Annotated in this window: 21 protein-coding genes; 9 read left to right on the top strand and 12 right to left on the bottom strand. The window is 64.1% G+C overall.

The features are described 5' to 3' along the window. Positions 1–80: 80 nt before the first annotated feature. The 5 genes from purU to M4J39_RS10775 form a co-directional block, all read right to left on the bottom strand. Positions 81–950 (bottom strand): formyltetrahydrofolate deformylase, encoded by an 870-nt coding sequence (purU, locus tag M4J39_RS10795; protein ID WP_251727846.1) that lies wholly within the window; start codon positions 948–950, stop codon positions 81–83. A 103-nt stretch (positions 951–1,053) separates the two neighbouring features. Further along, entirely contained in the window at positions 1,054–2,118 is a 1,065-nt protein-coding gene (gene modC / locus M4J39_RS10790) for a molybdenum ABC transporter ATP-binding protein (RefSeq protein ID WP_251727845.1), read from the bottom strand. Then, a complete protein-coding gene (gene modB, locus M4J39_RS10785) occupies positions 2,115–2,804 on the bottom strand; it encodes a molybdate ABC transporter permease subunit (protein ID WP_251727844.1) in 690 nt (229 codons plus the stop codon). The genes modC and modB overlap by 4 nt, the downstream gene beginning before the upstream one ends. A gap of 87 nt (positions 2,805–2,891) precedes the next feature. Beyond that, complete coding sequence (modA, locus tag M4J39_RS10780) at positions 2,892–3,656, bottom strand: molybdate ABC transporter substrate-binding protein (RefSeq protein ID WP_251727843.1); 765 nt, start codon at positions 3,654–3,656, stop codon at positions 2,892–2,894. A gap of 84 nt (positions 3,657–3,740) precedes the next feature. After that, positions 3,741–4,757 carry an AI-2E family transporter gene (locus M4J39_RS10775; RefSeq protein WP_251727842.1) on the bottom strand — a complete coding sequence of 339 codons (1,017 nt, stop codon included), beginning with the start codon at positions 4,755–4,757 and terminating at the stop codon, positions 3,741–3,743. Between the two features lie 130 nt (positions 4,758–4,887). On the opposite strand from M4J39_RS10775, the gene M4J39_RS10770 reads away from it, so the two are divergent. Next, positions 4,888–6,246 (top strand): GH1 family beta-glucosidase, encoded by a 1,359-nt coding sequence (locus M4J39_RS10770; RefSeq protein WP_251727841.1) that lies wholly within the window; start codon positions 4,888–4,890, stop codon positions 6,244–6,246. A 150-nt stretch (positions 6,247–6,396) separates the two neighbouring features. On the opposite strand, the gene M4J39_RS10765 is transcribed toward M4J39_RS10770, so the two are convergent. Next, positions 6,397–6,669: a hypothetical protein gene (locus tag M4J39_RS10765; protein WP_251727840.1), complete on the bottom strand. Its 273-nt coding sequence runs from the start codon at positions 6,667–6,669 to the stop codon at positions 6,397–6,399. A 585-nt stretch (positions 6,670–7,254) separates the two neighbouring features. On the opposite strand from M4J39_RS10765, the gene M4J39_RS22915 reads away from it, so the two are divergent. Continuing rightward, a complete protein-coding gene (locus M4J39_RS22915) occupies positions 7,255–7,506 on the top strand; it encodes a flagellar basal body rod C-terminal domain-containing protein (RefSeq protein ID WP_251727839.1) in 252 nt (83 codons plus the stop codon). Positions 7,507–7,519: 13 nt separating this feature from the next. Here the strand turns inward: M4J39_RS22915 and M4J39_RS10755 are convergent, their stop codons facing one another. Next, positions 7,520–8,638, bottom strand: a complete 1,119-nt coding sequence (locus M4J39_RS10755) for a DUF4432 family protein (RefSeq protein ID WP_251727838.1) — start codon at positions 8,636–8,638, stop codon at positions 7,520–7,522. Positions 8,639–8,761: 123 nt separating this feature from the next. Further along, entirely contained in the window at positions 8,762–10,249 is a 1,488-nt protein-coding gene (locus tag M4J39_RS10750) for an ATP-binding protein (RefSeq protein WP_251727837.1), read from the bottom strand. Positions 10,250–10,394: 145 nt separating this feature from the next. On the opposite strand from M4J39_RS10750, the gene mog reads away from it, so the two are divergent. Then, positions 10,395–10,916 (top strand): molybdopterin adenylyltransferase, encoded by a 522-nt coding sequence (mog, locus tag M4J39_RS10745; protein ID WP_251727836.1) that lies wholly within the window; start codon positions 10,395–10,397, stop codon positions 10,914–10,916. A gap of 205 nt (positions 10,917–11,121) precedes the next feature. Further along, positions 11,122–11,331, top strand: a complete 210-nt coding sequence (locus M4J39_RS10740) for a cold-shock protein (RefSeq protein ID WP_026781928.1) — start codon at positions 11,122–11,124, stop codon at positions 11,329–11,331. A 77-nt stretch (positions 11,332–11,408) separates the two neighbouring features. Here the strand turns inward: M4J39_RS10740 and M4J39_RS10735 are convergent, their stop codons facing one another. From M4J39_RS10735 to M4J39_RS10720, 4 genes are all read right to left on the bottom strand, one after another. Next, positions 11,409–11,906, bottom strand: a complete 498-nt coding sequence (locus M4J39_RS10735; protein ID WP_251727835.1) for a cytochrome b — start codon at positions 11,904–11,906, stop codon at positions 11,409–11,411. 113 nt (positions 11,907–12,019) lie between these two features. Further along, complete coding sequence (locus M4J39_RS10730) at positions 12,020–14,317, bottom strand: Tex family protein (protein WP_251727834.1); 2,298 nt, start codon at positions 14,315–14,317, stop codon at positions 12,020–12,022. Positions 14,318–14,426: 109 nt separating this feature from the next. Further along, positions 14,427–14,699 (bottom strand): DUF2934 domain-containing protein, encoded by a 273-nt coding sequence (locus M4J39_RS10725; RefSeq protein ID WP_251727833.1) that lies wholly within the window; start codon positions 14,697–14,699, stop codon positions 14,427–14,429. 273 nt (positions 14,700–14,972) lie between these two features. Next, on the bottom strand, positions 14,973–16,286 hold the full coding sequence (locus tag M4J39_RS10720) for an amidohydrolase (protein WP_251727832.1): 1,314 nt from the start codon (positions 16,284–16,286) through the stop codon (positions 14,973–14,975). A gap of 119 nt (positions 16,287–16,405) precedes the next feature. Between M4J39_RS10720 and M4J39_RS10715 the strand changes: the two genes are divergently transcribed. From M4J39_RS10715 to M4J39_RS10695, 5 genes are all read left to right on the top strand, one after another. Beyond that, complete coding sequence (locus M4J39_RS10715; RefSeq protein ID WP_251727831.1) at positions 16,406–16,795, top strand: cupin domain-containing protein; 390 nt, start codon at positions 16,406–16,408, stop codon at positions 16,793–16,795. 215 nt (positions 16,796–17,010) lie between these two features. Further along, positions 17,011–18,372 (top strand): globin-coupled sensor protein, encoded by a 1,362-nt coding sequence (locus M4J39_RS10710; protein WP_251727830.1) that lies wholly within the window; start codon positions 17,011–17,013, stop codon positions 18,370–18,372. 123 nt (positions 18,373–18,495) lie between these two features. Continuing rightward, complete coding sequence (gene ilvD, locus M4J39_RS10705) at positions 18,496–20,352, top strand: dihydroxy-acid dehydratase (protein ID WP_251727829.1); 1,857 nt, start codon at positions 18,496–18,498, stop codon at positions 20,350–20,352. A 460-nt stretch (positions 20,353–20,812) separates the two neighbouring features. Continuing rightward, positions 20,813–21,598 carry a ThuA domain-containing protein gene (locus tag M4J39_RS10700; RefSeq protein WP_251727828.1) on the top strand — a complete coding sequence of 262 codons (786 nt, stop codon included), beginning with the start codon at positions 20,813–20,815 and terminating at the stop codon, positions 21,596–21,598. Positions 21,599–21,670: 72 nt separating this feature from the next. After that, positions 21,671–22,723 carry a Gfo/Idh/MocA family protein gene (locus tag M4J39_RS10695; protein ID WP_251727827.1) on the top strand — a complete coding sequence of 351 codons (1,053 nt, stop codon included), beginning with the start codon at positions 21,671–21,673 and terminating at the stop codon, positions 22,721–22,723. Positions 22,724–22,744 lie beyond the last annotated feature (21 nt).

The raw sequence follows: 22,744 nt of genomic DNA, 5'->3' as shown, positions 1-22,744 counted from the left end.
AGACGCCGCACCAATGCATGCCGGCAAATTGCGGTCACCAGCGACTTTCGGGGATTTTGGGAATTCGTCTTCCGAAAGCGTCAGGCGAAGACGATGGTTTTCTTGCCGTGCATCAGAACGCGCGCCTCAAGATGCAGCTTCACCGCACGGGCGAGCACACGCGACTCATTGTCGCGACCGACGGCGACCAGATCCTCGGCGGAGAGGGCGTGCGTAACGCGCGAGGTTTCCTGCTCGATGATCGGACCTTCGTCGAGGTCGGGCGTCACATAGTGGGCGGTGGCACCGATCAGCTTGACGCCGCGCTCGTGCGCCTGGTGGTAGGGCCTGGCACCCTTGAAGGACGGCAGGAAGGAATGGTGGATGTTGATGACCTTGCCGAACAGCGCCGACGACAGCTTGTCGGACAGAACCTGCATGTAGCGGGCGAGCACGACCAATTCGGCGCCTGTTTCCTCGACCAGGGCCATGACCTTGGCTTCCTGTTCTTCCTTGTTTGACTTGTCCTTGTCGACCGGCCAGCAATAGTAGGGAATGCCCTGCGCCTCGGCGAAGGCGCGGCTGTCTTCGTGGTTGGAAACGATGGCTGCCACCTCCGCCTTCAGCCAGCCGACGCGGATCTGATACATCAGATGTTGCAGGCAGTGATCGAACTTCGAGACCATGATGACGATCTTCGGCGTGCGGGCCGCATCGACGAGGTCGACGGTCATGCCGAAGGTCTCGATGGTGTCGGACAGGGCGGCGCGGATCGTCTCGGCGCTCAAGGCGGCCGGCGTTTCGAAGGCGATGCGCATAAAGAAACGGTTGGTGACCCGATCCCAGAACTGGGCGCTTTCGGCGATGTTGCCGCCGAGGCCGGCGAGGATGGTGGTGACCGAGGCGACGATGCGCGGACGATCGGCGCAGGAGAGGGTGAGAATGTGAGTGCGCTTGTTGGCGTCGGCCATGGTCGGAAAACCTCGTCGCGATTTGATCGACGCTAGTTAGCTTGGCCTGCCTCCTGAGGAAAGAGGCTAAAGCATTCAGAAGCGACCAACGGTCGGCCGCCTGTCACAAAGGACGCTCGTCAAGCGCCACCGATTTCACCAACGCGAACACCGGCCGCCCCGGCTTGAGATCCAGCTCGGCCACCGCCGCCCGCGTGACCGAGGCGGCGATATGAGAACCGCCATCAAGCGCCACGTCGACCGTGACGCTCGGCCCGGAGCCATCGGGCACATCGGCCACGGTGCCGACCAGCACGGTCCGGATGGTTACCCCCTCCGGACGACGGGTGGCAAGCGCCACGTCGGTTGCGTGAACCAGCACGCGCACCTCGCGCCCCAGTGGCCGCACGAGGCCGTTCAGCCAGACGATACCCGCCGGCGTTTCGACGGGCGTCAACTGGAACGGGCCGTTCGGCGGCCCAAGCCGCCCCTCGATTACCGACATGATCTCGAAGCGGTCGGCTGCGACGCGAAACACATCGGTGGGCGAGCCGACGCGCGCCACCTTGCCGCCCTCAAGAACCACCACCTTGCCGGCCAGCCGAACCACCTCCTCGACGGCGTGGCTGACATATACGATGGGAATGCCGAACTCGTCGCGAAGGGCTTCGATCAGCGGCAGGATTTCCAGGCGACGCGGTGCGTCGAGGGAGGCGAGCGGCTCGTCCATCAGCAACAGGCGCGGCGATGCGAGCAGTGCCCGACCAAGGGAGACACGCTGCTGTTCGCCGCCGCTCAACGTCGACGGATGACGGTCGAGAAGATGACCGATGCCGAGCGTCTCGATCACCGGTCCCTCGGCGATGTGACGCTGGCCTCGGGGCGTAAACAATCGGCCGTAACGAAGATTGTGTCGGACGGACAGGTGCGGGAACAGCCGCGCTTCCTGGAACACCACGCCGATCCGGCGGCGATGCGGCCGCACGTGCCGCCCTTCTCCATCGGCCATCACCGCGCCATCGACGACGATTCGGCCGGAACGAAGCCGCGTCAACCCGGCGATGAACTTGATCACCGACGACTTGCCCGAGCCGGAGGGACCGAACAGCGCGGTGACGCCACCGTCGCCGGAGAAATCGACATCGAGTTGGAAGCCGCCCAGGCGCTGATGGATCTCCACGTCGATCACGACGAGGCCCTCCTGAACCAACGGGCGATGACTTCCGATGCGACCAGCGCGGCAAGACCGATGCAAGCGGCGATCACCGACAGGAGAAGCGCCTCGCCATCGCCTTCCGGGCTTTGGCTCGCGGTGTAGATGGCCGACGCGATGGTGCGCGTCTCGCCGGGTATATTGGAGACGAAGGTGATGGTGGCGCCGAACTCGCCGAGCGCCTTGGCAAATCCAAGCGTTGCCCCCACCAGGATACCCGGCAGCGACAACGGAAGCGTCACCAGGAAGAAAGTGGCAAAGGGACCGGCACCCAAGGCGCCGGATGCCTGCTCGAGCCGAGCGTCGACCGCTTCGATCGACAATCGGATGGCGCGCACGATGATCGGCAGCGACATCACCACGGCGGCGACGACGGCGCCCGTCCAGCGAAAGGCGAAGACGATGCCGAAGTGCTGGTCGAGAAAGGCCCCGATCAGCCCCTTGCGTCCGAGCAGCAGCAAGAGAGCGTAACCGGTAACCACCGGCGGCAGCACCAGCGGCAAGTGGATGAGGCCATCGAACAGCGCCTTGCCGGGAAACCGACCGCGCGCCAGAATCAGCGCCAGCACGGTGGAAACGGGAACGCCCCAAAGGGTCGCCACGGCGGCGACCTTGAAGCTCAGGGCAATGGCGGTCCAGGCGTCTGGGGAGAGATCCGGCATCAGCTCACAGTGGTCGATCGGCACCCGGCCGGCAAGGGGTCATCGGCGAGCGAACATCCCGACCGAGATCGGTCGGAGGGCGGCCACTCACTTGGCCGGCTTGATGAAGCCGGCGGCCGCGAACACGGCATCTGCCTCCGGCCCCTTGAGATAGGCAACGAAATCGGCAGCGCTCGGGCCGGCGCCCTTGGTCAGGCCGATCGGATAGACGATGGCCTTGTGGCTCGTTTCGGGGAAAGTGGCGGCGACGGCGACACCGGGCTCGGCGGCGGCATCGGTACCATAGACGATGCCGAGCTTGGCTTCGCCGCGGGCGACCATCTGCAGGGCGACGCGGACGTTTTCGGCCGGGGCAAAACGCGGCGACACCGCATCGTAAAGGCCAAGCGACTTCAGCGCCTCCTCGGCATAGGCGCCGGCCGGAACGCTCTTGGCCTCACCGACGGCAAGGCGCTCGTCGCCGAGCACGGACTGCAGCGCCGCCGTGTCGGCAAGGTCGACGGCGACCTTGTCATCCTTGGCGGCAACCAGCACCAGTGAGTTGCCAAGGAGGTTGAAACTGCTGCCCTCCTTCATCAAGCCCTTCTCGTTGGCATAGGTCATCCACTTGAGATCGGCCGAAATGAAGATGTCGGCAGGCGCACCGGCCTCGATCTGCTTGGCCAGCGCACCTGAGGCGGCCGGAGTCACCAGTACCTCGACGTCCTTGCCGACCTTGTAGGTATCGGCGATCTTCTGAATCGACGGCGCCACCGAGGCGGCGGCGAAAATCCGCACCTGATCGGCGGCGGAGGCAGCCGAAGTCAGGAGGCCGAGCGCAAGCGCGGCAACGAGGGCGAGCGACTTTTTCATGAAGATGGGTTTCCCGTCTGGTCGTTATATACATCAGGTTATAACGATCATCGAAAGAGCGCAAGCGTCGGGAAACCGGCACTCTCAGATCAGGCCGTTGGCCGACAATTCTTCCTTGACGTAGGCATAGAAGACGGGCGCTGCGATCAGTCCCGGCACACCGAAGGTCGCTTCCATGGCGAGCATGACCGTGAGCATTTCCCAGGCGCGCGAGTTGATCTGCGTGCCGATGATGCGGGCGTTGACGAAATACTCGAGCTTGTGGATGGCGATCAGGAAGATCAGCGCGGCGATCGCCGCCGGAGCCGACACACCCAGGCTGACGATGAAGATGACCGTGTTGGAGATGATGTTGCCGATCACCGGCAGCAGGCCGACGATGAAGGTCACCGCCACCATGGTCTTCAGGAACGGCAATTGAACGCCGATCAACGGATCGAGGCCATAGAGGAAGAGGGCTGTCAGCGTCGTGTTGAGAAGTGAAATGCGGATCTGCGCGAAAACCACACGACGGAAGGACAGCGTCAGGCGACGAACGCGACCGATCAGTTCGATGGACAGGGGACCGTGCGGCTTATCGGGCGGCCTGCGGAACAACACCAGCGAGCCGATGATGATGCCGAACAGGATGTAGACGAGGATGCGGCCGACGTCCTGACCGAAACGCTGTAGCTCCCAGGCATTGTCCTGCAGGAACTTCACCGCCTGGCGCCGAAGCTCATCGGTGTTGACGGGGAGATAATCGCCGATCCAGGGCGGAAGATAGGTGCGCCCGGTCTCCAGGACCTGCGCCATCTTGTGAATGAGGGCGAACAGTCCCTCGGATCCGTTGGTGAACAGCGAGCCGGCCGAAACGACGGCGGCCGTGATGCCGAGCGAGATCGCTGCCACGATGACGACAAGAGCCACCGCCTTGCCCATTTGCTGGGTCCAGCCGGTACGGTTGCGGAGCCAGGGAGAGGCGCTGATCGCCGTCTCATGAACGAGTAGCCCCGCCAGGAGGCCAGCGAGCAACCCCATCTCAAGGCAAAGAAGCAGGGCGATGCCAACGATCAGATAGGAGGCGATCTTCACCCAGTTGAACGAAGCCAGCTTATCCATCGCCCGCGATCATCTCCTTCAGTGATGGCCCAAATACAGCCCATTCCGGACGAACGCAAAAAGAAACGACGGGGGCTTTCGGCGTGAACCGATTCATGGCAATGCGTTGTGTCAGATGAGGAGGAGCCCGATGTCCAACGCCGCGCTTTCGAAACGTTTTCCCCGCGAGTTTGTGTTCGGCTACGCCACCGCCGCCTATCAGATAGAAGGCGCCCACGACGAGGATGGTCGCAAGCCGAGCATCTGGGACGCCTTTTCCCGCATTCCAGGCCGCGTCAGGAATGGCGACACCGGCGACGTCGCTTGCGATCATTACCACCGGATGCCGGAAGACGTGCGCCTGCTGAGGTCCCTTTCGGCAGATGCCTATCGCTTCTCGATCGCCTGGCCACGAGTCATTCCCGACGGTCGCGGCCCGGTCAACGAAAAGGGCATCGACTTCTACGATCGGCTGATCGACGAGTTGCTGAAGGCGGAGATAAAGCCCTACGCAACCCTTTATCACTGGGATCTGCCGATCGAGCAGCACGGTCGCGGCGGCTGGTGCGCCCGCGACACCGCCTATGCCTTCGCCGACTACACCGACGTGGTGATGGCCCGCCTCGGCGACCGTCTGTCGGGCATCATGACGCTCAACGAGCCCTGGTGCTCCGGCCATCTGTCCTACCTCATCGGCGAACATGCCCCCGGGGAACGCAATCTGACCGCAGCGCTCGCATCCATTCATACGCTGAACCTTGCCCATGGCCTTGCCATGCAGGCGATCAAGGCGCGTCGCGCAGACCTTCCGTCCGGCATCGTCTATAACGCCAAGGCTCTCTATCCAGCCAGCGGCCGTCCCGAGGACATCGCCGCCACCGAGCGCTACCGCGCCTTCCATGACGGCGTATTCATGGACCCGGTGTTTCTCGGCCACTATCCCGCCGATGTCCTGGACGCCTTCGGCCCGATCATGCCGACGATCGAGCCGGACGATCTCAAGATCATCTCGACGCCGATCGATTTCCTCGGGCTGAATTTCTACGCGCCCGAGCGGATCGTTGCCGACCCCGCCCTGCCCTTCCCGCGCGCCCGTTCCGTTCAGGCGGAGAACGTGCCGCGCACAGCCATGGGCTGGGAGATCCATGCGCCGGCCCTCGATCGCCTGCTTACCGACCTCGATGCCCGCTACAAGCTGCCGCCCATCTACATCGCGGAAAACGGCTGCGCCCAGTATGACGAGCTCATCGACGGCAAATGCGACGATCCCGGCCGCATCGACTACCTTGACAAGCATCTGACGGTCCTCGCCGACGCCCGCGACAAGGGGATCCGCGTCGACGGCTATTTCGTCTGGTCACTGATGGACAATTACGAGTGGTCGCACGGCTATGCGAAGCGCTTCGGCGTCGTCTACGTCGATTACGAGACACAGGTGCGAACGCCGAAGTCCTCGGCCCTCTGGTATCGCGACCTCATCGCCGGCAGGGCCCAGGCCGCGTCCGTGTGACCAACGAAAACAAAAAGCCCCGGGAGCCAACGCTCCCGGGGAAGTTGATCGGCGCGTCTGGAAGGGTAACGGCCGAGAAGGACAACCAAGGCAAAACAGAGGTCAATTAAAGGACTTAAGAAGAGATTCAAGAAAAGGTCTGGACTAGGATTACGTGCTGAAAGCCTCGATCGTCGGGCGCCCCGACAGACCAAGTCCATCGCGGAAGAGGGAATACTGGCGACGGCCGCGTTGCGTCGTCTTTCCCGCCCCTTGACGGGCGAGGCGCCGTACTGCGCGCTCGGCAGCAAAACCATTGTCGAAGACCGCTCCCTCAAGAGAGCGAAAGCGGGGATCCACCGCGTGAAACTCATAGACGCCACCGGCGCCAACCAACACACCGGCCGCTTCGCCGGCCAGTTCGACGATATATCCGCTATCCATTTCCTGCCTCCAGGGCCGGCGCGCACCGGCCACCCATCAAACCCGTTCGAGAGCGTTTGGTTTCAGCCACGTTCGAAAAAATCGACGACAGCATCGTCCGGCGGCGTGGATAGGCATTGTCGGGTGAGTGACGGTCATGGTCGCCTCCTGGAAAAGGCCCCACCATGCCGAGGGCATGGCGCTTTAGCGATTGATCCGGCGGTCGCAAGCTACTGGTCAAATCCCGCCGCACCCGTGTCCGGGTGCCTCTTCATTTGGCATCGGAAGAGGGCATTCTTCTAGGAACCGCCGTCCAAAGATTCCCGGAAATGGAGATAAATCGTCCCGGCGACACCTGGAGCGGGCAATGATTCAAATTCTCTCCATCGCGGCAAGGCGGGCTTAGCGTCTTCGCCCCATAATGTAGGACTTCGAGTGCCTGGAGCCGCCCCGATGTCCATTTCGCCCAAATCGTCGATTTCCACGTCGGGGATGCAGGCCGCCACGACACGCCTTGAAGCTTCGGCACAAAACATTGCCAATGCCCAATCATCGGGTCCGCTACCAAGCGCTTCAGGCGGGACGTCCGCTTATGCGCCGGTGACAGTGAAACAGTCAGACGTCAAGGGCGGCGGCGTATCCGCGCGCATCGTCAACGCCGGCGGCGATCCCTATGTTCCGAGCTATGACCCGTCGTCGCCGGATGCCGACGCCGAGGGCATGGTAGCTACCCCCAACGTCGACATGACCAGCGAGTTGGTCAACGTCATGACCGCCCGCATGAGCTACGAGGCCTCCGCCAAGACCATGAAGGTGGCCAACGACATGATGAAGACGACACTCGACGCCTTCAGCTGAACTCCACGCTCCCTCAGGCGCGCTGGCGCTTCACCGCCTCTATATGGCGGGCCATAGCCTCCGCTTCCGCCGGTGTGAAGACGGCCGCGATGATCTCCGTCGTGAAGCGTTCCCCTTGGGCCAGCGGGGCGTGGGTCACCTCTTGCCCATTGACGCGCGCCGCCTCGTCGGGTGATCGCACGGGGAAGGCCATTCCGACCGCCTCCTGATCGCCGGTCCGGCAGATCCAGCGGGCCGCGGCACCAGTGTCCTCGGGCCTGAAGGAGGTGTAGTCGGCCGTCCCGTCCGGATGGATCTGCATGAAATGCGATCTGCCTTCGTCGTCGGTCAGAGGATCGAAGGCGAACACCACTTCGGGCGCGAAAATCTTGTCCGACGTCAGGGTGCCGGCCTTGCTGGGATCTTTGGCGAGTTCGGCAATCCATTCGACATAGCCCGGCCCAGGCTTGATATGCGGCGGGATTTCCTGGCGGACACGCAAACTCTCGGCCGTCTCATGCACCGTGCCGACCAACCGGCCGCCTTCGCGGGCGCGCCAGTTGAGATGGCCGAGATAATGGACCGTGAGCGGCGACGATTTCAGGTTGGTGACGGTGATGCCAATCGAGATCCGCGACCGTCCCTCGTAGAGCTTCAGGAGCGGCACCGCCTCGTAGTTGGTGGCAAAGGCAACCGTGTGGTTGTAGCGGCCGGTGACGGCGATGTAGCGCCCGCTTGCGTCCTCGCCGATCAGGACGGCTGCATCACGATAGGGGGCGTTAGGCAACTCGCCATGCTGCTCGCGGCGCTCCATCGGGCCGGGAGCGCCGATCGCCGTGATGCCAGCGTGCTGGAAATAGCCGCCATAAGTCTCGAAGAACTTCTGCGTCGGGCGCGGCATGTCGAACATCGACTTCATGCCGACGTCGCGGCCGCCAAGACGGGCAGACCAGACATGCTGCCCCTGGAAAGGCAGCACCACCACCTCGTCGTGTCCATTCGACAGCCTGACGGCGTCGACGCCGGAGGCAAATCGGAAGGCCGAGGCCGAGAGCGGTCCGGCGCGGAAAATCACCCGCTCGGCTTCCGAAAACGCAACACCGCGAAGGTCGACGGCAGCAGCCGCCCCTTCGCCCAACTTCGCCAATGTCATACCATCCTCCCGCGCGGCGACCGATCTCCTCCCGAGTCGGCACCCGTCGGAGCGGCAGTCTGTCGCGTTTTCGCCGGCGCTCCAAGAGGCGGAGACACAGCAATAGAGCGTATTGTCAGGGTCTTATTCGGCAGCGGCCGCCGCCGTCGCCGAGCCGGGCGCCGTCTGCCAGCCGAGATCGGGAAGCTGGATCATCCGCTGGCCGCGCAGGTCGGACGCGCAGACGAGAAAACCGCGCTCCTCCATGTAGGCAAGCAGGCGGCGCGCGCGCGATGGCGAGCGGGTGCCGTAAGCTCGTGCGATCTCGGCATCGGAAGGGCATGGCGCCTTCTGGAGCGCCGCCTTGGCGACCAGCAGAAAAACGCCGCGCATGTCTTCGGGCAGCGACGCCGAAATCAGCGTGGCCTGCTGCCAGGCGTCCTCGTCGACCGCCTCCGTCTCGACGCCGGCGCGGGCCAGCGACAGACGCTGACGGAACGACTGCAGATCGAGACTGTCGCCGGTCACCCGCTTGATGCGGCAGCGGACGAGGAAGTCCTGATAGAGCATCGACACAGGCTGGAAGGCGGCATCCGGCTCGGCCATCATCTCCACCAGGATATCCTCGATCGCCTCGTCACGGGCAATGCGGCCCAGCAGGTCGGCCTGGGCCGGATTGTCCTCTGGCGCAGGTGCCAGCGCCGCGCGCGAACGCGACAGTTCCGACAGGATATCGGCGGTGGAAACCGGCGCGGCGGCGACGCGCGGCGCCTCCTCCCCCGTTGTCGGACGGAAGATCAGCTCGCGCGCCGCCTCGCCGCCCTGCTCGGGCAGCGGAGTCAGCTTGGGACCGCCGCCGCGTCCCATGGTCTCCACCGGACCGATCCTGACCGGTTCCGGCCGGCGGCCGATCGCCGGGCCGAGCGAAACGAACTCGCCGCGCTGGAGATTGCGGAACATTTCCGCCTGCCGGCGCTCCATGCCGAGCAAATCGGCGGCGCGGGCCATGTCGATGTCGAGAAACGTGCGCCCCATCAGAAAGTTGGACGCCTCGGCGGCAACATTCTTGGCCAGCTTGGCGAGACGCTGGGTAGCGATGACGCCAGCAAGGCCGCGCTTGCGGCCACGACACATCAGGTTGGTCATGGCGCCAAGCGATGCGCGACGCGCCTCGCCGTCAGCCTCGCCGGAGGCGGCCGGTGCGAACAGCTGCGCTTCGTCGACCACCACCAGCATCGGATACCAGTGATCACGCTCGGCGTCGAACAGGCCATTCAGGAAGGCGGCGGCGGCACGAACCTGGCCGTCGACGTCCAGCCCTTCGAGGTTGAGCACGACGGACACACGATGCTTGCGAACGCGGGCTGCGATCAGCGCCAGATCACGCTCCGAACAGTTGGCGTCCACCACGACGTGGCCGAAACGATCGGCGAGCGTCACGAAGTCGCCCTCGGGGTCGATGATCGCCTGCTGCACCCACTCGGCGCTCTGCTCGAGAAGACGACGCAGAAGGTGCGATTTGCCGGAACCGGAATTGCCCTGAACCAGCAGACGGGTGGCCAGCAGTTCCTCAAGGTCGAAAGCGGCACGCGTGCCGTTCGCCCTGTTGCCGATGTCCACGCTGAAGGTCATCCCGAAATCTTTGTCCCACGCACCGATAAACACGGCCCGCCGTCGCGGGCACATCTTCTGTCGACCGATTCGGCCGCCTTGGCCAAGGGCGAAGCAAGATGCTAACGCTGTCTTCTCCCGTGATTCACAGGCTGGAGCTTCGACCATGGTCCGAATTGCGCTTCTCACCGTTTCCGACCGCGCCTCGCGCGGCGAGTATGAAGACCTGTCGGGGCCTGCGATCGCGGCCTGGCTCGGTCGCGCCGTGACCTCGCCCTACGAGATCCTGACGCAGGTGGTCCCCGATGGCGTGGACAGCGTCGGCGGCGAACTGGTGCGCCTCTGCGACGAAGAGCGTGTCGATCTCATTCTGACGACCGGCGGAACGGGACCATCGCCGCGCGACCTCACGCCGGAGGCGATGAAGGTAGTGCTGGAGAAAGAGCTGCCGGGCTTCGGCGAACTGATGCGTCGCATCAGCCTCCAGAAGGTGCCGACCGCCATCCTGTCGCGCCAGACCGCCGGGACGCGCGGCTCGACGCTGATCGTCAACCTTCCCGGCAAACCGGCCTCGATCGCCGTGTGCCTCGACGCGGTTTTCCCTGCCATTCCCTATTGCCTCGACCTGATCGGCGCCGGACGCATCGAGACCGACCTGGCCATTTGTCAGGCATTCCGACCGGGCTAGGATCTACATCCACAAGTTGCTTGCAAGAGGGATGCTTCCCGTAGTATAAAGCCTTATCGATTTTGGCCAGACCATCGGCCCTGAACGCCTGGGGTCATTCCCCCGCGACGTGACGACCTTTCCAAACTCGGTAACCACCTGTCACGTGCTCCGGTGCGGGCGCGCGGCTTTCTTTCAAGTGACTTTCTGAGGAAAGGATCTCATCATGGCTCTAGGTACCGTCAAGTGGTTCAACGCCACCAAGGGCTACGGCTTCATCGCTCCGGACGCTGGTGGTCCGGACGTTTTCGTTCACATCTCCGCCGTCGAGCGCTCGGGCCTTGGCTCGCTCAACGACGGCCAGAAGGTGAACTTCGAGGTCGTGCAGGACCGCCGTTCCGGCAAGTCCTCGGCTGACAATCTGTCGGCTGCCTGATCTCACGATCAACCGGCTTGAATGCAAAGCCCCGCGGAAGACCTCTTCCGCGGGGCTTTTTGTTGCGCGCGGGGCTGTCAGCGAGTTCCCGGCACCATCATCCGACGCAGGGTGGAATCCTTCAGCACGAAATGGTGGTAAAGCGCCGCCGCCGCGTGGATCAGGATCAGCAGGATGAACACGGGCTTGTTGGCGGAATGGATCTCGCCAAAGGTACCCATGTCGACATACTGGGCGAGCAGGCCGGTGATCGGCGTGACGATCAGCATGAGATAGAAGAGATAGTGCAGCGCCTCGCCGGCCCTCACTTGCAGGGTTGGACCGGGCACCGACGGCGGCACGCCGACCGCCAGACGCAGGCCGAGACGGAACAGCGTCAGAACCAGGACGGCGATACCGACGCCGACATGCAGATAGTAGCCCGTCAGGAGCGGGGTGACGTCCTGCCCGGAGCGCAAGAAGTAGTTGTAGCGTCCCATGTCTTCGCCGAAGATCAGCTGGAACAGGACGAGAAGCACGATCAACCAGTGGAGCGAAAGCTGGAGAACGGTGTAACCGGTGGACTGCTTGGCCATGGCGGACTCCCGCGGTGGTTAACGGAGCGGAGCTTACACCAAATCCACCGGCATAATCGGCAAGATTGTATCAATCACCGGGAAATATACTGTCGCTGACGACGGACGCCGCCTCACCGCCGCTTCATGGCAGCAGCCAGGGCGGCGGCCATGGCGTTATTGCCGGTCGATGGCGGTGGAGGACTCCGCCGGTCCGGTCGACCGCCGCCGGCACCCTTCGGCGCGCCGTCATCGTCCTTGCGCATGGACAGGGCGATACGCTTGCGCTTGACGTCGACCTCGACGACGCGAACCTTCACCACGTCGCCAGCCTTCACCACGTCGCGCGGGTCCTTGACGAACCGGTCGGCCAACTGGCTGACGTGCACGAGACCGTCCTGATGGACGCCGATATCGACGAAGGCGCCGAAGGCGGCGACATTGGTCACCGTCCCCTCGAGGATCATGCCGGGCTTGAGATCGGCGATCTCCTCGACCCCTTCGGCGAAACTGGCGGTCCGGAACTCGGGACGCGGATCGCGGCCGGGCTTCTCCAGCTCGCTCAGAATGTCGCGTACGGTGGGCAGACCGAAACGCTCGTCGACGAACTTCGCCGGGTTGAGCGCCTTCAGCGTGGCGCTGTCGCCCATCAGCTGCCGAATGTCGCGACCGCAGGCGGCGACGATGCGGCGCGCGACGCCATAGGCCTCGGGATGCACGGAGGAGGCGTCGAGCGGCTCGTCGCCGTCGCGGATGCGCAGGAAGCCGGCCGCCTGCTCGAAGGTCTTGGCGCCGAGGCGGGGCACCTCCATCAGCGCCTTGCGGCTACGGAAGGCGCCCGAGAGATCGCGATAGGCGACGATGGCTTCGGCAAGCGAGGGGCCAAGGCCGGACACACGCGACAGGAGCGGCGCCGAGGCCGTGTTGAGATCGACGCCGACGGCATTCACCGCGTCCTCGACCACCGCATCCAGCGCCTTGGCGAGATGCCCCTGATCGACGTCGTGCTGATATTGCCCGACGCCAATGGACTTCGGCTCGATCTTGACCAGTTCGGCCAGCGGGTCCTGAAGGCGGCGAGCGATGGAAACGGCGCCTCGCAACGAGACGTCGAGACCGGGGAACTCACGGGCAGCCAACTCGGACGCCGAGTAGACCGACGCGCCGGCCTCGCTCACCACCACCTTGGTCGGCTTTGGCGCCGGCAGATCCGAAATCAGAGCAGCGGCGAGGCGGTCGGTCTCGCGGCTTGCCGTGCCGTTGCCGATGGCGATCAGATCCACCTTGTGCTTGCGGGCCAGAGAAGCCAGCGTCGCAAGCGCCCCTGCCACGTCGTTTCTCGGTTGGAACGGGTAGACGGTGGCCGTATCGACCAGCTTGCCGGTGGCATCGACCACCGCCACCTTGACGCCGGTGCGGATGCCGGGATCGAGGCCCATGGTGGTGCGGGCACCGGCGGGAGCCGCGAGCAGCAGGTCCTTCAGATTGTCGGCAAAGACGCGGATCGCCTCGGCCTCGGCCCTTTCCCTCAGCGTCCCCATCAGATCGAGGGACAGGGAAAGCTGCAGCTTCACCCGCCAGGTCCACCGACAGACGTCGAACAGGAAGCCCTCGGCCGGCAACTTGGCCGGAACGTTGATCGAGAAGGCCTCCGCCACCATGCGCTCCACCGGCTTAACCGGCGCCGGGTCGTCGGCATCGATCTCCAGCTCGAGGGCAAGAACCTCTTCGTTGCGACCGCGCAGCATGGCGAGCGCGCGGTGGCTGGGTACGTTTGCCCAGCGCTCGCGATGATCGAAATAGTCGGCAAACTTCTCGCCCGTCACTTCCTTGCCGGCGATCACCGCCGAGCGCAGCACGGCGCGATCACGCATATAGGCACGGAGCCGACCGACGAGTTCCGGCGTTTCCGCGAAGCGTTCGGCAAGGATGTCGCGGGCACCGTCGAGCGCTGCCTTGATGTCCGGCACGGCGTCGTTGACATAGGCGGCGGCAGCCGTCGCCGGCTCCAGGGTGCGATCGAGAAAGAGCGCGTCGGCCAGCGGCTCCAGGCCCTTCTCCTTGGCGATCTCACCCTTGGTGCGGCGCTTCGGCTTGAAGGGCGCGTAGAGATCCTCGATCTCCGCCTTGGTGACTGCGGCAACGATCTTTTCGGACAGCTCCGGCGTCAGCTTGCCCTGCCCCTCGATGGCCGTCAGGACGGCGGCGCGACGGGTCTCGAGCTCGCGACGATAGGCCAGCCGCTCCTCCAGCTTGCGGAGCTGCGTATCGTCGAGACCGCCGGTGACTTCCTTGCGGTAGCGGGCAACGAAAGGCACCGTCGCGCCCTCGTCGAGCAGTCCGACGGCGGCCGCGGCCTGCGCCGACCGGCAGCCGATCTCGCTGGCGATGGCCTCGACGATGCGGGCTTCGACGGCTGCGGAAAGGGTCATGTCACGGCTCCAAGACAAGAAGGTCGCGACATTAGGCATCCCGTCCGGGCGGCGCAACGGCGCCGGCCGGTCTTGTCAACAAGCTGTCCATTGCCTCGCTACGACGACCTCAGCCGGAAACCACCTTGAGCGATGGCTTCTTGGCCGTCTCTTTCTTGGCGGCCGGCTTCTTGGCAGCCGGAGCCTTGGCCTCGGCGGGTTCCTTCTTGGCGGCGGCGGTGCGCGGCTTGCGAGCGGCCTTGGGCTTCGCCGCCGCTTCGGCTTCGGCGCGAATGATCGCCTCTGCCTCAAGCCAGTGCTGATCGGCCCTGCCTTCCGGCTGCCCCTCGGCCAGCCACAGTTCGCGCGCCTTTTCCCTGATCTTGGCTTCGATATCGGACATGTCGAAATCCTCTTTTGTTCGGAACCCGGCCAGCGGATGCCGCACAAGGCATCCCCTCAGGGGCGTTCGGGACAAGAAACTGGACCCTTCGACCCGACGGTTTCATGACGAAACCGCAGCGAGAATAATGTAGCTCAGCACTCGCCATCTGAGAAGGCGATGAAAGGCCGAAAACTGCGCACCGGCAATGACTTTTACCCCAGATCACACTCTGAAGGGCGTCCTTTTGCCAAGAGACCGGACGATGCGAAGCGACAGGGACCTCGCCGCGAATCAGGCGATCGATACGGCGATGGTCGGGCGAAGGGCGTCGGCCGCCGCAACCAGCGCGCCAACATCGGCGTTGACAAGCCGCCCGGCCTCGACGACACGCCGCCCGGCGACGAAAACATCAGTGACATCGCCGCGTCCAGCCGAATAGACGAGGTGGGTGACGGGATCGAACAGCGGCGCGGCGTGCAGGCGACCGGTATCGACCAGGATGAGGTCGGCTTCCTTGCCCACTTCGATCGACCCCAGCCGATCACCGGCGCCAAGCGCGCGAGCGCCGTTGCGGGTTGCCATGCCAAGCGCCTCACCGGTGGTGACGGCGGCGGCGTTCCCGGTCGTCGCCTTGTGCAGGGTGGCGGCAAGGCGGACGGCGAGCCACATGTCGAGATCGTTGCCGGAAATGGCGCCGTCGGTGCCGAGCGTCACGTTCACACCGGCCGCCAGGAGCGCCGGCACCGGCGCAAAACCCGACGCCAGTTTCAGATTCGACATCGGATTGTGCACGACATTCGAACCGGAAGCGGCGAGCAGGTCGATCTCCGCCCGATCAAGGTGGACGCAGTGGGCGAGCACCACGTCGGGGCCGAGCAGGTCGAGTTCAGCAAGGTGGGCGATGACCCGGCGGCCATAGCGCTCGACGATCGTCGCCTGTTCCGTCTTGGTTTCGGCCGCGTGCGTACACCAGAAACCACCACGCGACCGGGACAGGCGGGCGGCGTTCTGAAGATGCTGCGGCGATACGGTATAGGTGCCGTGGGGCAAACAACCGGCGAAGATCAACGGCTCGTCCTCGACGGCGTCGAAGAAGGCTGTGGCGTCGGCAAGCCGTCGATCGGCGAGATGGCCGTCCATGCCGGGCGGATCGAAGAAAATGCCACCGGTGGCAACGCGAATTCCCAGCGCCTTGGCTGCCCGAACCGTTTCCTCGGGAAACCAGAACATGTCCATGACGGTGGTCACGCCGGACAGCAGGAGCTCGGCGAGGCCGAGCTCGGCGCCGAGCCGGCAGGTGGCCGGGTCGAGGATGGCCCGTTCGGCTTTCCACACCGTCTGAAGCCAGGACTCCAGCGGCAAGTTCTCGACGAGGCCTCGAAACAGGCTGTCGCCGGCGTGGCAATGCATGTTGATCAGCCCCGGCATCAGGATGCGTCCCTTGGCATCCAGCACATCGGCACCTTCCAACGAAACCGCCGCCGCAGGCCCGACGGCGACGATGCGGCCATCGCGGACGACAACCGCGCCATTGTCGATAATGGTCATGGCATCGTCGCAGGTGACGACATGGTCGGCGCGAATGACGAGATCGGAACGGGCCATGTTCTCTTTTTCTCCGGGAGGCATCCATTCATCGCCGATGGGCCGTGCCTCGTAAAGAGACTGTTGCCGGCCCACGTCCCTTGTCCCAAACTCGCCGTTCTCCAATCGGCGAGGCCATCATGACCCATCCATTTCTTGCTCCGAGCGGCGGCCTTCGGGAGTTCGCGACGTCGGAGCGCTGTTTCATCACCGAACTTCTCAACCACCCGACGCGGCCGGATGTGTCGTTGGCACGAGCCCGCGTCACCCCTGGGGTGGTCACCGAGCTACACGCCCTCGATGTCGAGGAAACCTATGTGATCGAGATGGGGGGTGGCATGATGGAGGTGGGTGGCGACCGCTTTCGCGTCGGTCCGGGCGACAGTGTCCGCATTCCACGAGGAGTGCCCCAGCGGATCGAAAACGACGGGGCCACCGATCTCGTCTTCCTTTGCCTCTGCCATCCGCGCTTCCGCCCGGAGGGCTATGCCAGCCTGGAAGCTTCCGTCGACGAACCATCCCAGTCGTAGGCCACCGGCGCCTGAGGCAGGTGGCATGTATAATATTGAGAGAATTTCTCATGATTGTTGCGCATATAGGTAGTATATCGCATCTCAATCTGCCGTAAGTTCCTTAAATATCGATGGTTTTCCTAATTCTTTTACGAAGGGGTAAGGTGTTTGACGCGACATAGTCGGCGTCGGGCGCATCCAATGCGCCGACCCCGCAGCATAAAGGAACCGGCATGTCCGCTCCCTCGATCATTGCCTCTGACATGCGTCAGCGCCTCGGTTTTCACGCCATCGATGACAGTGTCGCCGCGACCCTTCGCGAACACCGCTCCTATATTTCCAGCATACTTGCCGAGGGTATCGACGCCTTCTACAGACATATCGCGGAGTTCCCCGAAACCAAGCGCTTCTTCCGCTCTCCCGACCACGTGGCCCATGCCAAGGCGGCGCAGATCAAGCACTGGGAGCGCGTGCTGGAAGCTCGTTTCGACGAGGCCTATTTCCAGTCGGTCTCAAAGATCGGAGAGACGCACCACCGGATCGGCTTGTCCCCCACCTGGTACATCGGCGGCTACGACTTCCTGCTCAATACGCTGATCGCGCGCATCAACAAGGACTACTCCGGCGGCTTCATGAAAGGCGGCCGGGATGAGACGCGCCTCAAGCTGCTGCAGGCACTCAGCAAGGCCGTCATGGTCGACATGGACTTCGCCATTTCCGTCTACATCGACGCCGAGCGCGCGGCGCGCCATAGCCTGATCGACCACGTCACCAAGGAGTTCGAGTCGTCCGTCGGCGCCATTGCCGACAAGGTTCTCTCCTCTGCCAAGGACATGGCCGCGCTGACGCGCGACCTCGACCAGGCCACCGACAGCGCTGCCGAGCGAGCCAAGAGCGTGACGCGCGGTGCCGAGACGGCGTCGGCCAATGTTGCCACCGTCGCCGCCGCCACCGAGGAACTGACTGGCTCCGTCGCCGAGATCACCCGTCAGGTCGAGGAATCGAGCCGCGTCGCCGCCGAGGCCGCCGCCGATGCCGCCCGCACCTCGACGCAGATCAGGGACCTCTCGGAAGCCGCCAAGAAGATCGGCGACGTCGTCGACCTCATCGACAACATCGCTTCCCAGACCAACCTTCTGGCGCTGAACGCGACGATCGAAGCGGCTCGGGCCGGCGAGGCCGGCAAGGGGTTCGCGGTCGTCGCTGCCGAAGTGAAACAGCTGGCCGACCAGACCGCCAAGGCGACGTCGACGATCGCCGATCAGATCAACGGCATTCAGTCGTCGACCGAGCAATCCGTGGCGGCGATCAACACCATTTCCGGCGTCATCGGTCGCCTCAGCGAGATCTCCAACGTCATTGCCGCATCCGTCGAGGAACAAGGCACCGCCACGCTGGACATCTCGCGCAATCTCAACCAGGCATCGACCAGCACGGCCGAGGTGACCGAACATATCGATGGCGTATCGCAAGCCAATGCCGCCGCCGTCGTCGCCACCGAGCGGATGAAGGTCGGCACGGCGGATCTTGACGAAACCTGTGCCCGCCTTCGGTCGGAGATCAAGGGTTTCCTGGCCAAGGTACGCGCCGCCTGACGCCCCCTCCAGGCCCTTTCAAGGGGCGGCAGCGAACGCTTTGCGCCGCTGCCGCCCTTGCTTTTTCGGCAAAACGGTCCCATCCGTCAGGTAATACGCCTTGCAGTGAGATGGATCGAACCCATGCCCGCCTATCGTTCCCGCACCTCCACCCATGGCCGCAACATGGCCGGCGCACGCGGCCTGTGGCGCGCAACCGGCGTCAAGGAAAGCGATTTCGGCAAGCCGATCATCGCCGTGGTCAACTCCTTCACCCAATTCGTGCCCGGCCATGTGCATCTCAAGGACATCGGCCAACTGGTTGCCCGCGAGATCGAGAAAGCGGGCGGCCTTGCCAAGGAGTTCAACACCATTGCCGTCGACGACGGCATCGCCATGGGTCATGACGGCATGCTCTACTCGCTGCCGTCGCGCGACCTCATCGCCGACAGTGTCGAGTACATGGTCAATGCCCATTGCGCCGACGCCATGGTCTGCATCTCCAACTGCGACAAGATCACGCCAGGCATGCTGATGGCGGCGCTGCGCCTCAACATCCCTGCCGTCTTCGTCTCCGGCGGGCCGATGGAGGCCGGCAAGGTCCTGCTGTCATCGGGCGTCACCAAGTCGGTCGACCTGATCGACGCCATGGTCGCCGCCGCCGACGACAAGGTTTCGGATTCCGACGTGCGCTCCTACGAGCGTTCGGCCTGCCCGACCTGCGGCTCCTGCTCGGGCATGTTCACGGCCAACTCGATGAACTGCCTCACCGAGGCGCTCGGCCTCAGCCTGCCGGGCAACGGTTCGATGCTGGCGACGCATGCCGACCGCAAGGCGCTGTTCCTCAGGGCCGGTCAGCTGATCGTCGACCTCTGCAAGCGCTACTACGAAGGCAACGACGAGAGCGTGCTGCCGCGCTCGGTGGCCTCTTTCGCCGCCTTCGAGAACGCCATGACGCTCGACATCTCCATGGGCGGATCGACCAACACGGTGCTGCACCTGCTGGCCGCAGCGCAGGAAGCCGGCGTCGACTTCACCATGGCCGACATCGACCGCCTGAGCCGCCGCGTGCCCTGCCTGTCCAAGGTGGCGCCGGCCGTGGCCGACATCCACATGGAAGACGTGCACCGGGCCGGCGGCATCTTCGGCCTGCTGGGCGAACTCGATCGCGCAGGCCTCCTCAATACAGACGTGCCCACGGTCCACACCCCGACGCTGAAGGAAGCGATCCGCGAGTGGGACGTCGTCCAGTCGAACTCGATCGCCGTCCGCACTTTCTTCGCAGCCGCGCCCGGCGGCGTGCCGTCGATCGAGGCCTTCAGCCAGGATCGGCGCTGGGACGAGCTCGATATCGATCGCAGAAAGGGCGTCATCCGCTCGGCGGAGAACGCCTACTCCAAGGATGGCGGCCTCGCCGTGCTGTTCGGCAACATCGCGCTCGACGGCTGCATCGTGAAGACGGCCGGTGTCGACGAGTCCATCCTTGTCTTCGAGGGTGAGGTGAGGATCTACGAGAGCCAGGAAGCGGCGGTGAAGGGCATTCTCGGCGGTGAGGTCACCGCTGGCGACGTCGTGGTGATCCGCTACGAAGGCCCCAAGGGGGGACCGGGCATGCAGGAGATGCTCTATCCGACGAGCTATCTGAAGTCGAAGGGGCTCGGCAAAGCCTGCGCGCTTCTGACCGATGGCCGCTTCTCCGGCGGCACCTCGGGCCTTTCCATCGGCCACGCCTCGCCGGAAGCGGCCGAAGGCGGCGCCATCGGCCTTGTCGAAGCGGGCGACCGTATCCGCATCGATATCCCGAACCGCACCATCAATCTTCTGGTGTCGGACGAAACCCTCGCCAACCGGCGTGCCGCCATGGACGCCAAGGGCAAGGCAGCCTGGAAGCCCGCTGCCCCGCGTCCCCGAAAGGTATCGGCCGCGCTACGTGCCTATGCCGCGATGGCTACGTCGGCCGCCAAGGGTGCTGTGCGGGACGTCAGCCAGATCGAGCACTGACACGGCGTTCGACCGCCTGCGCGCTTACCAATCCCGAACGCCCCGGTGGCGGCGTGGTCGCCACCGGGGCGGGATCATAGCGACCGGGGATCGTCGCCACGAACAACGCGCGATCGTTTTCTATCATAACGTCTGGTAACCGTCCGAATTCGTATGGCATTCCAGCCTCGTGACGACGCGTCGGTGACGCCTGCGCGGATCAAGTGTTTGCTTCGATTCATTCAAAGCGCTTTTATTATTTCGCCGTTCAAAATATCTTTGACGAAACAAGCGATTGTGAGAACTACCCACTGCGGTCGGCGACTCTTGACAATCACCATTAAAAGCGCTTTGAATGCTTCCGAAGCAAGATGCCGCGCCTCGTTTCCAGCCTTGAGGAAGGCCGACGACCCGGGTCTTGCCGCGGAATCGGCGGTGCGCACGTCAGCGGCGCCGGGCCGCTCATCCCGGGAGGACTTCCATGACTATCCGCACCACCGTCTTCGGCGAGAATGTGCACGAGCAGACCAGCCAAGTCGTGCGCGACCTGTATCCCAACGGCATGCACAGCACCATTGCTGACGCTCTCAATGTCGACCCGTCCATCGAGGCGAGCTGGGTTACGCTGCAGATGCCCGAGCACGGCCTGACGGTCGAGAAGCTCGCCGCGACAGACGTTCTGGTCTGGTGGGGTCATGCCGCCCACGGCGAGGTGAAGGACGAGATCGTCGAGCGCGTCGCCAAGCGCGTCTGGGAGGGGATGGGCCTTCTGGTTCTGCACTCCGGCCACTTCTCGAAGATCTTCAAGCGGTTGATGGGCACCCCTTGCGCGCTCAAGTGGCGCGAAGCGGGCGAGCGCGAGCGCCTCTGGGTGATCAATCGCAACCATCCGATCGCCGCCGGCCTGCCGGAGAAGATCGAACTCGACATGGAAGAGATGTACGGAGAGCCCTTCTCGGTACCCGAGCCCGATGAAACCGTATTCATCTCCTGGTTCCAGGGTGGCGAAGTATTCCGCTCCGGCCTTTGCTACAAGCGCGGCGCCGGGAAGATTTTCTACTTCCGTCCGGGTCACGAGGCCTATCCCACCTATCATGACGAGAACGTGCTGACGGTGCTGCGCAACGCTGTCAAATGGGCCTACAATCCGGGTCCGGCCTGGACGGCGGTTACCGACGCGCCCAACGTGCCGGTCGACAAGGCGCTGGAGCCGATCAAGGAGCGCGGCTTGACCATCCATGCCAAGGGTGCCCCTGGCCTTCGTTGAGCGCTTTGAAAAGGCCGGTGGTTTCCCGCCGGCCTAAGCTCTGACCACCCTCTTCCCATCGGACCCCTCAACATGCGTCTCATCATCGTGGGCACCGGCAGCATGGCCCGCCATCATGCCCAGCATTTCGCCAAGATTCGTGGCGTCAAAATCGTCGGCTGCGTCGACATCTTCCCCGAGCTGGCCACCGCCTTCGCCAAGGATTTCAACATCCCCCGCACGTTCGCCACGGTGGAGGACGCCATCGTCTGGGGCAAGTTCGACTCGGCGGCCAACGTCACCACCGATCTCGCCCACTATCCCACGACCATGGCCCTGCTCACCGCCGGCAAGCACGTGCTGTGCGAGAAGCCGCTGGCCACAAACTACGCTCACGCGCTGGAAATGACCGAGGCGGCCGAGAAGGCGGGCCTCGTCGGCATGGTCAACCTCAGCTATCGGAACGTGCCCGAAATTCACAAGATGCACCAGATGGTCACCTCGGGAGCCATCGGCGACGTCAAGCACGTGGAGGCCAGCTATCTCCAGAGCTGGCTAACCGGAACCCATTGGGGCGACTGGCGGACCGAAAGCCGCTGGCTATGGCGGCTTTCTGAAAATCACGGCTCCAAGGGCGTGATCGGCGACGTCGGCATCCACATTCTCGACTTCGCCTCCTACGGCGCCGGTACCGATGTGACGCGGCTGTTCGGCCGTCTCAAGACCTTTCACAAGGCGCCCGACGACAAGATCGGCGAGTATACCCTCGATGCCAACGACAGCTTCGCCGGCACGCTGGAGTTCGAGAACGGCGCCATCGGCGTCATCCATGCCTCACGTTTTGCCACCGGCTACGCCAATACGCTGCGTGTCCGCGTTTTCGGAGACAAGGGCGCCATAGAAATCCAGAACGGCTCCGACGGCACATGGCTGCGCGCCTGCAAGGGCGCGAAGGACATCAACAGCCAGACATGGCGTCCGGTGACCGCAAAACCGGTACCGATGAACTACAAGCGGTTCGTCGACGCCGTGAGAGCCGGTCAAACCATGGAGCCAAGCTTCCGCCGAGCCGCCGACCTGCAACGCATCCTCGACGCCTCGTTCGAAACGGAGCGGCTGAGGGGCGAGCTGGCCGTTGCGGACTGAAGCAATCCAACGTCTCTCGTT

The sequence above is a fragment of the Pleomorphomonas sp. NRK KF1 genome, from assembly GCF_023721755.1.
In the GTDB taxonomy this organism is placed as follows: domain Bacteria; phylum Pseudomonadota; class Alphaproteobacteria; order Rhizobiales; family Pleomorphomonadaceae; genus Pleomorphomonas.
Note: the sequence above shows the minus strand (reverse complement) of the source record. Positions and strands in the feature narration are given on the sequence as shown.